Raw genomic sequence first — 12,252 nt, 5'->3', positions numbered from 1 at the left:
CACAGAACGTGAAGGATCGACAGCGGAAGGTTACTCCCATGGGTGATGTCCAAGTGCCCCGGCTGCACGGCTACGGGGTGCGCTGGGACCCGGAGGGCCGGTGTTACCGGGTGCGGAACGAGACGACGGGGGAGTGGCTGCGCAGCGGTACCTCGGGTGATTTGGCTTCCTTCTCCTCGTTCTCCGCCGCCTTCAGTGCGTGGCGGGGGTTCGAGGTTCGGCGGCAGGTGGGGGCGTGATGGGGGAGAAGGTCTACCGCGCCACTGTCGACCAGCGGCGGCAGGCGGCCGACGTCCTGGACGACCTGACCACCGTCCTCGCCCTGTCCGGGGTGAAGTTGCCGTCCGTCGAGGTCGACTGGGAGCACGGCCGCAGAACGGGCTGCTACCTCATCGGCCTCGGCTGCGCCCGTCCGTCCGAACTCCTGCGGGTCGTCGACCTGTTGCGCAAGGGCCTGCGTTACGAGCGCCTGACGCGTGACGGCTGAACTCCTGGTCCGCCTGTTGTGGTGGGCGGGCTTCTCCCTCGTACTCCTTGCCGCCCTCAGGAAGTGAACCCCCCGATGCGTGACCCCCGTCTGCTCGCCAAGCCGCCGGTGTGCCGGCTCGGCTGCCTCGTCCTCGTCCGCAACCCGCGCGGCGACGTCCTGCTCGTCGACCCGGACTACATGGACGGGATGATCCTGCCCGGCGGCGCCGCCCAACCCAACGAGCCCCCCAACCTCGCCGCCGCCCGCAACCTCCACGCCGAGACCGGCCTCAACCTCCGTCTCGCCGACGTCCTGGCTGTCGACTTCACCCCCGCCGACCGCTACCTGGAACGCCTCAACCTCGTCTTCGACGGCGGCACCGTGCGCGACGACACCCGCCTCACCGTCCCACCCCGGCACCACAGCGGCCTGTTCGGCGCCCGCTTCGTCCCCGCCCACGAACTCCCGGACGTCATGGCCCCCGCCCAAGCGGCCCGCGCCGCCGAAGCGCTCGCCAACCGCGCCGTCCCCCTCCTCCTGCACGGCCAACGCTCAAGCTGAAGGGCGTGATCTTAAAACCGCCTTTGACGAAGCCGCCGGGTGGCCGCCGCCGGCCGCCGCCACCCGCCGGCGGGAAGCGCCGGGCCGTCCGTGCGGTGGCCTGGCGTTTCCTTTGCCTGATGTGGCCGGAACCCGCGCAGTTGTCACCGTACGGTCACCACGGGGTGAACAACACCTAAAGGTCCAGACCACCGCCCAGTGCGGCCAGGACGTCCGCCGGGTTCCAGTGCCCGGCTGCGCCCGGGCGGGAGGCCAGGTAGTCGGCGCAGTGGCGCGCGTTCCAGCCGTGGGACTCGGCCAGGCCTGCGGCCAGGGTGCGCAGATAGGGCGCCGAGGGCGGATTGAGTGCGGCGCCGGCCAGGCCTTCGGGGGCGGTGAAGGTCAGCAGCGGGTGCCCGTCCAACTCGCCCGCGTGTACCAGCGTCTCGTACCGGCCGGGCCCGAGCCGGTCGCGTCCGTGCGTGAGGGTGCGGGTGAGGTCGAGGTCGGTGTCGGGGGAGCGGCGCATCTCCTGGGCGGCGATGTCGCTGAACTGACTGACCGTCATCAAGTAGATGCGGCAAGGAAGTTCGCCCGGTGCGTCCGGATCGTAGAAGCCGCTGCCGCCGCCCCACACCGCCGACTCCCGCGCGAAGTACAGCGTGCCGGGCAGGGTCGCGGCCACGTCCCGGCGCGGCGGGTGGTGGTCGCGGCAGCCGGGGTAGGTGTGCGCGCCGCCGTCGGGGCGGCCGCCGCGCAGGTAGCAGGCGAGCCGGGCGGCGTGCAGGTTCGACCCGTACGCCGCGTACCAGACGAGCCGCACGCCGCCCTCCGCGCCGCCCTCCGCACTGCCGGACGCGCCGTCCCCGAGGCCGCCCCCACCCCCGGCGGGCCACCGGCGGGATCCGGCCACCATCATCGCTAAACCTCCAGATTTGGTGGGTCCGCTTTCACTACCGGTAGCGTCCCCGCCGCTATGGCGTAGACCACTCTTCGCCTTCCCGTCATATGCCTCCTGCCTCCGGCGATTACCCTTCGCCACCGAAAGCGATCGAAAAACCCCGAAATGACTTTCGAATCGTTCCCTGATGCCCCCATATGTCGCCGAAAATGAAAAGTTCCTTTGACTCCACCTCCACGGCATCCAGCGGGCTCCCAGTGGAGTCATGGTGAGTGAGGCACCACGCAAGGTGACTCCCCGCATTCATCCTTAATGACTACTCCCAGCCGAGGACACTCCTTATGGACGCACGCCAGGACATGGCAGGCCCGGGAACGCTGAACCGTCCCGGGCCCGCTCACGCCGCCGGTTGGCCGGCCGTCCGGCCCGCGCACCCCCGCAGCCTGCTCGACATCGTCACCGCCACCGCCGACGCCCACCCGCACGCACCCGCGCTGGACACCGGCACCGCCGTACTCGACTACCGCGCCCTCATGCACGAGGTCGACACCCTCGCCGGCGTCCTCGCCGGGCACGGCATCGGCGCCGGGGACCGGGTCGGCGTGCGCATCCCCTCCGGCACCGCCGACCTGTACGTCGCCATCCTGGCCGTGCTGCGCTGCGGCGCCGCCTACGTGCCCGTCGACGCCGACGACCCCGACGAGCGCGCCGACATGATCTGGCAGGACGCCCAGGTGTGCGCCGTCCTCGGCGCCGAACGCCGGCTCGCCCCCGGCTCCGGGGCCGGGCCCCGCGGCAACCCCGCCTGGCCCACCCCCGCCGACGACGCGTGGATCATCTTCACCTCCGGCACCACCGGCCGCCCCAAGGGCGTCGCCGTCACCCACCTCTCCGCGGCCGCCTTCGTCGACGCCGAGGCCCGCCTCTTCCTGCGGCAGCAGCCGCTGGGCCCCGGCGACCGCGTCCTGGCCGGCCTGTCGGTGGCCTTCGACGCCTCCTGCGAGGAGATGTGGCTGGCCTGGCGCCACGGCGCCTGCCTGGTGCCCGCCCCCCGCTCCCTCGTCAAGGCCGGCACCGACCTCGGCCCCTGGCTCGTCGAACGCCGCATCACCGCCATCTCCACCGTCCCCACCCTGCTCGCCCTGTGGCCGCAGGAGTGCCTGGACGCCGTGCGCCTGATCATCGTCGGCGGCGAGGCCTGCCCCGCCGAACTCGTCGAGCGCCTCGCCACCCCCGGCCGCGAGTTCTGGAACACCTACGGCCCCACCGAGACCACCGTCGTCGCCACCGCCGCCCGCATGCTCCCCGGCCAGCCCGTACGCATCGGCACCCCCCTGGACGGCTGGGAGATCGCCGTCGTCGACGCCGCCGGCCACCCCGTCCCCTGGTACGAGACCGGCGAACTCCTCATCACCGGCATCGGCACCGCCCGCTACCTCGACCCCGCCAAGGACGCCGAGAAGTTCAGCGCCCACCCCGCCCTCGCCTCCCCGCGCGTCTACCGCAGCGGCGACCTCGTGCGCAACGACCCCGAAGGCCTCGTCTTCGTCGGCCGCGCCGACGACCAGATCAAACTCGGCGGCCGGCGCATCGAACTCGGCGAGATCGACGCCGCCCTCCAGGCCCTGCCCGGCATCCGCGCCGCGGCCGCTGCCGTCCGCAAGAGCCCCGCCGGCGCCGACCTGCTGGTCGGCTACCTCGTCGCCCAGCCCGGCACCACCCCCGACCTCACCGCCGCCCGCCAGCACCTGCTCGGACGCCTGCCCGCCCCGCTCGTGCCCGTCCTCGCCCTCGTCGACTCCCTGCCCACCCGCACCTCCGGCAAGGTCGACCGCAACGCCCTGCCCTGGCCGCTCGCCACCACCGGCACCGCCACCCCCGGCACCGCCGCCCCTCTGGACGGCACCGCCGGCTGGCTCGCCGGCCGCTGGGAGAGCATGCTCGGCACGGCCCCCGGCCACGGCGACGACTTCTTCGCCCTCGGCGGCTCCAGCCTCACCGCCGCCCGCCTCGTCTCCGAACTGCGCACCCGCCACCCCGGCGTCTCCGTCGCCGACCTCTACGCCCACCCCGTCCTCGGCGACCTCGCCGACTACCTCGACAACCTCGCCGGCCCCCCTCATACCGGCGGCGCCGCACACACCCCCACCCCCGCCCCCGTCCGCACCGTGCGCCGCACCCCCGCCAGCGCCGGCCTGTGGCAGACCCTCATCCTGCTCGGCGTCTTCGGCATCTCCGGACTGCGCTGGATCCTCGCCCTCACCGCCTTCGACAACCTCATCGGCAGCCAACTCAGCTGGGCCCCGCACAGCTCCTGGTGGCCCGTCGCCGCCGGCCTCCTCCTCTTCTACAGCGCCCCCGGCCGCACCCTCCTCGCCGCCGGCACCGCCCGCCTGCTCACCGCCGGCCTGCGCCCCGGCAGCCACCCCCGCGGCGGCCAGGCCCACCTGCGACTGTGGGCCGCCGAACGCGCCGTCACCCTCTTCGGCGTCGGCGCCCTCGCCGGCACCCCCTGGGCCCGCCGCTACGCCCGCGCGCTCGGCTGCCGCATCGGCACCGGCGTCCTCCTGCACACCCTGCCCCCCGTCACCGGCCTCGCCCGCATCGGCGCCGGCGCCACCGTCGAACCCGAAGCCGACATCGCCGGCTGGTGGCTCGACGGCGACACCCTCCACCTCGGCCGCATCGACATCGGCGACGGCGCCCGCATCGGCGGCCGCTCCACCCTCATGCCCGGCGCCCGCATCGGCGCCGGCGCCGACATCGCCCCCGGCTCCTGCGTCACCGGCGCCGTACCCGCCGGCGAACACTGGCACGGCTCCCCGGCCCGGCCCTCCACCGAGGCCCGCACCACCTGGCCCGCAGCCGCCGCCACCCCCCGCTCCCGCTTCTGGAACCTCGCCTACGGCGTCGGCCTGACCGTCTTCGGCCTCCTGCCGATCATCGCCGCCCTCCCCGCCCTCGCCATCGTCTTCACGATGGTCGACACCGACCGCACCCTCACCGCGGCCCTCCTCCAACTCCTGCCCGCCACCATCCCGCTGGCCGCCCTCACCCTGGTGTGCCACGCCACGCTGATAGCGATCATGGTCCGCCTCCTGTCCATCCCGCTGCGCCCCGGCTTCCACCCAGCCCACGGCCGCGTCGCCTACTGCGCCTGGGCCGTCACCCGGCTCAGCGACACCGCCCGGCGCACCCTCTTCCCCTTCTACGCCAGCCTCTTCACCCCGGTGTGGCTGCGCCTGCTCGGCGCCAAGGTCGGCCGCCGCGTCGAAGCCTCCACCGTCCTCGCCCTGCCCGGCCTGATGCGTGTCGACGACGGCGCCTTCCTCGCCGACGACACCCTCGTCGCTCCCTACGAACTGCGCGGCGGCTGGCTGCACATCGGCCCCTCGCACGTCGGGCGCCGCTCCTTCGTCGGCAACTCCGGCATCGTCGGCCCCGGCCGCCGACTGCCCGACAACTCCCTCGTCGGCGTCCTGTCCGACACCCCCGTCAACGCCCCCGAAGGCTCCTCCTGGCTCGGCCGCCCCGCCTTCGCCCTGCCGCGCGTCGCGGCCGCCGGCGGCGACGCCCGCACCTACAACCCGCCCCGGCGCCTGATGTGGGCCCGCGCCGGCGTCGAACTGTGCCGCCTGCTGCCCATCGTCCTCGCCGCCCTCCTCGGCGACCTCGTCCTCGCCACCCTCCAGGAACTGCGCGACGACTACGGCCTGCCGCGCGCCCTCGCCGCCGCCGGCCTCGTCCTCATCGGCGCCGCCCTCATCGCCTGCCTGGTCACCACCGCCGCCAAGTGGCTCCTCGTCGGACGCTTCCGCGTCGCCGAACACCCCCTGTGGTCCACCTTCGTGTGGCGCAACGAGCTCTACGACAGCTTCGTCGAGGAACTCGCCATGCCCTTCGGCGGCTCCAGCATCACCGGCACGCCCTACCTCAACGCCTGGCTGCGCAGCCTCGGCGCCCACATCGGGCGCGGCGTGTGGTGCGAGACCCACTGGCTGCCCGAGAGCGACCTCGTCACCGTCGAGGCCGGCGCCAGCGTCAACCGCGGCACCGTCCTGCAGACCCACCTCTTCCACGACCGGGTCATGCGCCTGGGCCCCGTCCACCTCGGCCCCGGCTCCACCACCGGCCCGCACTCCATCGTCCTGCTCAACTCCTCCCTCGGCGCCGGCACCACCGTCGGCCCCGCCTCCCTGGTCATGCGCGGCGAGAACGTCCCCGGCACCACCCGCTGGCTCGGCAACCCCGTCGCCGCCTGGAACGCCGACCCCGCCCTCGCCCCCGTCGCCGGGCGGCGGGCCAAGCGCAAGGTCGGAGTATGACGCAGATCACTTTGGCCGGGCGATGAGTTGACGATGCGGTCGCGGTCCTACCTGGGTAGACCGCGACCGCATCCGTTCCCGAAAGGGCGTACCGACCATGACCGCCACCCCCGCCAAGGGCCCCGCCAGCTACTTCCCGTCCATCGAGAAGAAGTACGGCCGACCCGTCGCCGAGTGGAAGGACCTCATCCGGGCCTCCCCGCTCGGCAAGCACATGGAGCTCGTCGCCTGGCTCAAGACCGAGCACGGCCTCGGCCACGGCCACGCCAACGCCCTCGTCGCCCACACCCTCGCCGAAGCGGCGGCCTGAGCCCGCCGTGCGGCTCTGCCGGTGACGCCCGGCCCCCGGCCTGCTGGTGACGCCCGCCTGCGCTCCGTGGCGGGTGGTGGGCCGGCGGACGACGACGGGGCCGGGGCCGCCTGCGGCACGATCGGGAAGCAGGCGGCCCCGGACCCGGGTCGTTCCGTACGGGCGGGGCATCGACCGCGATGCCCGTACGGCTGCGGTCGGGACCCATTCGACGACTTCAACAGCACTTGAAGTCAAGCCCCCGGCGGCCCGAGGCGCCGGAGGGCGGGGTAGCCTCGCTCCCGGCGGGGGCCGGCGGACGAGGTTTCAGGGGCGGTCGAATGGAACAGCAACAGCGCGGCTACTGGCGGGTCGCGGACGGTTCGGCGGTCAGCTCAACCCAGGCCCAGGTCGCCTGGACCAGGGCCGCCTACCCGGCCCTGGTGGACGTGGCCCGCCGCTACCACGCGGTGATCACCTACTCCGAACTGGCCGAGACCGTGCAGGAGGCGGCCGGCGTGCGCACCCGGGTGCACCAGCGCACCTGGATCGGCAAAGTCCTGGCCCTGGTGGTGCGCGAGGCACACCGCCGCGGGGACCCGCCGCTGACCGCACTGGTGGTCCACTCCACCGACGGCATGGTCGGCGTCGGCTACCAGGAAGTACTGGCCGTGGCCGGACAGCCGCCGCTCGCAGCGGACATGGACCGCGAACACCACGCCGCCGCCGCCCGCCTCGCCTGCTACCGGCACTTCGGCGCCCAACTGCCCGCCGACGGCGGCACCCCCGCCCTGGCCCCGCGCCTGCAAGCGGCCGTCAACCGCAAGGCGGCCGCCGCCACCCCGCCCCGCCCCCCGGCGATCTGCCCCTCCTGCTTCCTCCAACTGCCCGCCACCCGCATCTGCGACTCCTGCGGCGCCAGCGCGTAGGGGCTCTCTTCCGGATCACGCCGGGGTGGGGCCGACGGGCCCGGACGGAGCAGCAGGCCGGATGGGATGATCTTGCCGGCAGTTCCGTACGAGGAGGCACGGTGGACGACCACTCGAAGCACGACCACTCCCGGTGGGAGGGCGTCGTGATCGCGGCCCGCGAACGTGCCCGCGCGCGGCAGGCCCTCACGGTCGAGCGCTTCGGACTGTCAGGCGACGTGCAGTACCACTGGTCGATGGACGACGCGCGGATCACCTGGTCGCGCAAGAGGAAGTGGTCGCGCAAGAGCGAGGTGTTCCTCACCGGCCGGCTCACGATGATCGGCAGCGTCAGCCTCGCCCGGCAGACCTGGCTGTGGTCCTGGGCGAACGAGTCGCTGCCGCCCGCCGTCCTGGGCGACATCGAACAGGTACGGCGCTTCGGCGAGGACAACGACTTCCCCGTCCTGCCGTGGCCGGGCTTCGACTCCCACCCCGAACTCGTCGCCGAGGCGCGGGTGGTCGCGGCCTCGGTGCTCGACGCCGACGGGCTGTGGGCGGAGTCGACGGACGACACCGAGCTCCACTTCCTGCTCCACGACCTGGTGCCCGCCGCGGCGGGCGACTAGGCGGTCGGGCGGTCGGGAAGCCAGACGGCCGGGAAGCCAGACGGCCGGGCGGGCGGCGGGGCTCGCGGACCTGCGGCGGGGCGTCAGGCCCGGACGCCGGCGGGCAGACGGCCCGGCATCTGCCAGCCCTCGGCGAGGCGGGAAGGGGCGAGCCGGCGCCCGTCGCCGAAGAACTCGCAGAACTTCATGATCAGCGGATCCCAGCCGAGCGGGTCCACGTAGTGGTCCGTGCCGGGCACGATCAGGCGCTCCTCCACGTGCGCGCGCACCACGGTGACCTCGAAAGCGGTGCACTGCGGGTTGCCCGCCAGCGGCGTGGCCGCCTCCAACCGGCACTCCAACTGGACCGGGCACTCGGCGACGCGCGGCGCCCGCACCAGCTCCGACGGCTGCTCGGTGAGCCCGGCGGCGGCGAACTTGCCCCGCTCGAAGCGGTAGCCCTGCTGGCGCCGGCGCTCGGTCAGATCCGGGTTGGCGGTCAGCAGCGCGAGGGCGTCGACGGCGTCGACCTGCCCGGAGGAGGGCAGGTTGAGCACGCACTCGCCCTCGCGCCGCAGGTTGACGGCCGTCTGGGCGGTGTTGCCGAGGCCCAGCACGCAGGACTGCCCCAGCCACCACGCCGAGGACATCGGCGCCAGGTTGGCGCCGCCGTCCTCGTTGCGCGAGCTGATCAGCACCACCGGGGTGCCGAAGTAGAGGACCTTGAGATCGGTGGCCTTGTGCACGGGAATGCCGTCCTTGGGTGGGAAACCGTTGCCGGCCTCCGACTCTGCCCCCGCCCGGGTGCGGGCGCTGGCGGTGATCGGACACGGCGTTCCCGGCCCCGGCGGACGGCCCTGTACGCGGGGCGGCCCTACGTTGGCCGGCCCTACGCGCCGGTTCGGCCGTACGGGCCGGTTCAGCACCCGTACGGGCCGACGGTCAGAACGCGGCGCTGACCGCACCGCGAGCGGCCACCGTACGGGCCTGGCCGTCGCGCAGCCGGTAGGACAGGCCCACGACGGCCGCCGCGCCCTCGGCCACCTTGGCGGCCAGCAGCTGGGAACGCTCCAGCAGCAGGTCCACGGTCTGGCGGATGTGCTCGTCGACGATCCCGTCCGGGTCCTCGATGCCCGCGGCCCGGGCCGACACCACGCTCGGGGTGACCCGCTCCACCACGTCCCGCACGAAGCCGCCCGGCAGCCGCCCCTGGTCCAGCGCCTCGATCGCCGCGCCCACCGCGCCGCACGAGTCGTGCCCCAGTACCACCACCAGCGGGCACTCCAGCACACTCACCCCGTACTCGATGCTGCCCAGCGCCTCCGCCCCGGTGACGTGCCCGGCCGTCCGCACCACGAACAGGTCGCCCAGCCCCCGGTCGAAGATGATCTCGGCCGCCAGCCGGGAGTCCGAACAGCCGAACAGCACCGCGAAGGGCCGCTGCGCCGGCGCGAGGGCGGCCCTGCGCCCGGCGTCCTGGTTGGGGTGCTCCGGGCTGCCCGCGACGAAACGGGCATTGCCCTCCATCAGCACCTGCATCGCCTGGTCGGGGCCGGATATCGGTGAGGAGATCATGCCTGCACCCTAGATCGCCGCAGGTGGGGCCCGCAGCAGGGGGGCCGGGGCAGGGGGCCGCCACCGCGTCGCTCCTCACCCGGCCGGCCCAGTCCACGGCCCAGTCCACGGCCCGCCCACCCTGCTGCGCACGGCCTTGCCCGGCCGCTTCGCCGCCCGTGTGGCGGGAGGCCGGAGGATATCGTCAACTCGCAGCTTGCGTAGCGGCGTTGGACGCGACAGTGCCGGTCATCGGCCCGGCCTGCCCTTGGAGACGAACACCTGGACCGTCGAGTGCGCAGGTACGGTGTGGCCGGCCTGCGGCACGGAGTTGATGACCGACCCGGCGGGCACGTTCCAGTCGGTGAACTCGTGCACCTCGTAGCGCAGTTCCGCCGTCTCCAGCGCCCTGATGGCCGCGTCCTTGGCCAGATTGGCGACCGGCGGCACACTCACCTGCACCCCGTCGGTCGGCTGCATCGGCGGCGGCGTGGGGGTGCCGAAGGCCATCGAGGGCCCGGGCGCGGGAGCGGACCCGGCGGGGGAGGGCGTGCCGGAGGACATCGGCGCCGAGGCGTTCGCGGGGCCCGCGGGCAGGCCGCCGGAGGGCGACGGACCCGAACCCGGCGCGAGCAGTGCCGCACCCGTGCCGATGGCGACCACCGCGGCCGCCGCCGCCGCGCCGCTGAGCACGGTGCGACGGCGCACCGTGCGCCGGATGGCGAGGGCGTCGATGACGGGGGCCGGGGTGTTGTCGGCGAATGCGGTCATGGCGGCGAGGAGTTCCTTGTCGAAGTCGAAGTCGAAGTCGGGGTCGAGGCCGGGGTCGGGGTCGGAGCCGGGGTCGTGGGAGGGGTGGTCGGGATCGTGGGACGGGAAGCGGGTCATCACGCACCTCCGCGCGAGGTCGGCGGCGCGGACGGGACGTCCTGCCGGGGCAGTGCGGACCGCAGTTTCGCGAGGCCGCGGGCGAGTTGGGAGCGCACGGCGCCGGGGGAGATGTCCAGCGTCTGCGCGATCTCCTGGTCCCCCAGGTCGTGGAGGTAGTACAGGACGACCACGGTGCGCATCCCCATCGGCAGCGTGTGCAGCGCCGTGACGAGCTCCGCGCGCAACTCCACCGACCGGTAGGCGTCGCGCGGGTCGGCGTGCTCGGCGCCGGGCGCCGCGCCGGGCCGCTCACCGGAGCGGCTCAGCCGCCGCCAGCGGTCGTTGACCAGGTTCACCAGGATCCGGCGCACGTACGCCTCGGGCGCCTCCGCGGCCGCCACCCGCCGCCAGTTGCGGCAGGACCGTTCCAGCGCCTCCTGGACGAGGTCCTCCGCGGTGTGTGCGTCCCCGGTGAGCACGTACGCCGTCCGGAACAGCGCGCCCGAACGCTGCTGTACGAACTCGACGAAGTCGATCCCGGGACTGGCCCTGCGCAGCCTCACCCGCTGCCCTCGCTCTCTTCACTCTTCTCACTCTTCCGCCGTCGCCTTCGCCCCCATGACGGCCCCCGGCGCCGCCCTGCTGCACCGCCACCGCGAAAGTGACGCGGCTCACAACGCTTCGAGGCCGAACGGGTCGAACGGGCCGGGACCCGAGGCAGCCCGGGGGCGCGCGGGCACAACGATGCGCAAACGATGCGAGTAGCCCGGGCGATGGCCGCTCCGAGACGGTCGCAGTGTGCACGCACTGATCGACCGGCCGGCCACCCGGCCCCCGGCAGACAAAACTCCCGGCACCGAACCCCCCGGCAGTGAACCCCCGGGCGACGGCGGGCAGGCCGGGCTGCGCGCCCTGGCGGCACGCGTTTCCGGCGGCGACGAGCGGGCCTTCGAGGAGCTGTACGCCGCCACCGCCGGAACCGTCCTGGGCCTCGTGCTGCGGGTGCTGCGCGACCACGCCCAGGCCGAGGAGGTCACCCAGGAGGTGTTCCTACAGGTGTGGCGGGAGGCGGCGCGCTACCGCCCCGAACGCGGCGAGGTCCTGCCCTGGATGCTCACCCTCGCCCACCGGCGCGCCGTCGACCGGGTCCGTTCCGCCCAGGCCACCGCCGACCGCGACCGCACCGCAGCCCTGCGCGCCTACACCCCGGTCTTCGACGAGGTCGCCGACCAGGTCGAACGCGACCTGGACCGCGGCCGGGAACGCGAACGGGTCCGCCGCGCCCTGGCCACCCTCAGCGACATCCAGCGCGAATGCCTGCTGCTGGTCTACTACGGCGGTCGCACCCAAGCCCAGGCCGCCGAAGCCCTCGGGGCCCCCCTCGGCACCGTCAAGACCCGCATCCGCGACGCCCTGCTACGCCTGCGCACCCAACTCGCCGACCCCCCGCCCCACCCGGCACAGCCCCGAGCCCGCACCTGCCTACCGAATCTGTAGACCGACCTACATATTCTCCCCGGACCTGCGGTCGTGGTGCGCACAGGAAGTCGACGGGTCCGACTTCCTGCGCGCGGTGGCGGGATGGTTCTGTGCCTGGGCCTGCCCTGCCGGGGTTCTCGGCGCGCCGGGGGGCAAATCTGTAGACCGACCTACATATTCCCTCCAGGTCGGCAGCTGCGGTGGGGGGGGGGGGGGCGGGGGGGGGGGGCGACAAGCCCCCCCCCACGCGCGCGCCCGCCGGGCCCCCCCGGGGGCCCCCCCCCCCCCCCCCCCCCCCCCCCCCCCCAC

General features: G+C 74.0%; 13 protein-coding genes. 8 read left to right on the top strand and 5 right to left on the bottom strand.

Annotated features, from left to right (window positions below; genetic code table 11):
• Window positions 1-38 precede the first annotated feature (38 nt).
• The 3 genes from ACFWPT_RS26505 (at window position 39) to ACFWPT_RS26495 (ending at window position 1,030) form a co-directional block, all read left to right on the top strand.
• A complete protein-coding gene (locus ACFWPT_RS26505) occupies window positions 39-239 on the top strand; it encodes a hypothetical protein (protein WP_380484745.1) in 201 nt (66 codons plus the stop codon).
• Entirely contained in the window at window positions 239-487 is a 249-nt protein-coding gene (locus ACFWPT_RS26500) for a hypothetical protein (RefSeq protein WP_380484743.1), read from the top strand. Before ACFWPT_RS26505 ends, ACFWPT_RS26500 begins: the two co-directional genes overlap by 1 nt.
• Before the next feature lie 75 nt (window positions 488-562).
• The gene (locus tag ACFWPT_RS26495) at window positions 563-1,030 is read left to right on the top strand and encodes an NUDIX domain-containing protein (RefSeq protein WP_380376074.1); all 468 of its coding nucleotides are present in this window, start codon (window positions 563-565) and stop codon (window positions 1,028-1,030) included.
• Window positions 1,031-1,205: 175 nt separating this feature from the next.
• On the opposite strand, the gene ACFWPT_RS26490 is transcribed toward ACFWPT_RS26495, so the two are convergent.
• The gene (locus ACFWPT_RS26490) at window positions 1,206-1,928 is read right to left on the bottom strand and encodes a histone deacetylase (RefSeq protein ID WP_380484740.1); all 723 of its coding nucleotides are present in this window, start codon (window positions 1,926-1,928) and stop codon (window positions 1,206-1,208) included.
• 323 nt (window positions 1,929-2,251) lie between these two features.
• Between ACFWPT_RS26490 and ACFWPT_RS26485 the strand changes: the two genes are divergently transcribed.
• The 4 genes from ACFWPT_RS26485 (at window position 2,252) to ACFWPT_RS26470 (ending at window position 8,061) form a co-directional block, all read left to right on the top strand.
• Entirely contained in the window at window positions 2,252-6,235 is a 3,984-nt protein-coding gene (locus tag ACFWPT_RS26485) for a Pls/PosA family non-ribosomal peptide synthetase (RefSeq protein ID WP_380484737.1), read from the top strand.
• A gap of 97 nt (window positions 6,236-6,332) precedes the next feature.
• Entirely contained in the window at window positions 6,333-6,545 is a 213-nt protein-coding gene (locus tag ACFWPT_RS26480; protein WP_063352910.1) for a DUF4287 domain-containing protein, read from the top strand.
• 320 nt (window positions 6,546-6,865) lie between these two features.
• The gene (locus tag ACFWPT_RS26475; protein ID WP_063352909.1) at window positions 6,866-7,453 is read left to right on the top strand and encodes a hypothetical protein; all 588 of its coding nucleotides are present in this window, start codon (window positions 6,866-6,868) and stop codon (window positions 7,451-7,453) included.
• A 101-nt stretch (window positions 7,454-7,554) separates the two neighbouring features.
• Window positions 7,555-8,061 (top strand): DUF6882 domain-containing protein, encoded by a 507-nt coding sequence (locus ACFWPT_RS26470; RefSeq protein WP_380484735.1) that lies wholly within the window; start codon window positions 7,555-7,557, stop codon window positions 8,059-8,061.
• An 83-nt stretch (window positions 8,062-8,144) separates the two neighbouring features.
• On the opposite strand, the gene ACFWPT_RS26465 is transcribed toward ACFWPT_RS26470, so the two are convergent.
• The 4 genes from ACFWPT_RS26465 to ACFWPT_RS26450 form a co-directional block, all read right to left on the bottom strand.
• A complete protein-coding gene (locus tag ACFWPT_RS26465) occupies window positions 8,145-8,786 on the bottom strand; it encodes a flavin reductase family protein (protein WP_380484733.1) in 642 nt (213 codons plus the stop codon).
• A gap of 196 nt (window positions 8,787-8,982) precedes the next feature.
• The gene (locus ACFWPT_RS26460; RefSeq protein ID WP_380484731.1) at window positions 8,983-9,615 is read right to left on the bottom strand and encodes a carbonic anhydrase; all 633 of its coding nucleotides are present in this window, start codon (window positions 9,613-9,615) and stop codon (window positions 8,983-8,985) included.
• Window positions 9,616-9,843: 228 nt separating this feature from the next.
• The gene (locus tag ACFWPT_RS26455; protein WP_380484729.1) at window positions 9,844-10,482 is read right to left on the bottom strand and encodes a PASTA domain-containing protein; all 639 of its coding nucleotides are present in this window, start codon (window positions 10,480-10,482) and stop codon (window positions 9,844-9,846) included.
• Window positions 10,482-11,021, bottom strand: coding sequence for a SigE family RNA polymerase sigma factor (locus tag ACFWPT_RS26450; RefSeq protein ID WP_380376134.1), 540 nt, complete (start codon window positions 11,019-11,021; stop codon window positions 10,482-10,484). The genes ACFWPT_RS26455 and ACFWPT_RS26450 overlap by 1 nt, the downstream gene beginning before the upstream one ends.
• A gap of 346 nt (window positions 11,022-11,367) precedes the next feature.
• Here ACFWPT_RS26450 and sigK point away from each other — a divergent pair, with 346 nt between their 5' ends.
• The gene (sigK, locus tag ACFWPT_RS26445; protein ID WP_380484807.1) at window positions 11,368-11,961 is read left to right on the top strand and encodes an ECF RNA polymerase sigma factor SigK; all 594 of its coding nucleotides are present in this window, start codon (window positions 11,368-11,370) and stop codon (window positions 11,959-11,961) included.
• Window positions 11,962-12,252: the final 291 nt, after the last annotated feature.

This window comes from Kitasatospora sp. NPDC058478, from assembly GCF_042720345.1.
In the GTDB taxonomy this organism is placed as follows: Bacteria; Actinomycetota; Actinomycetes; order Streptomycetales; family Streptomycetaceae; genus Kitasatospora.
This window is presented reverse-complemented; position numbering and strand designations above follow the sequence as displayed.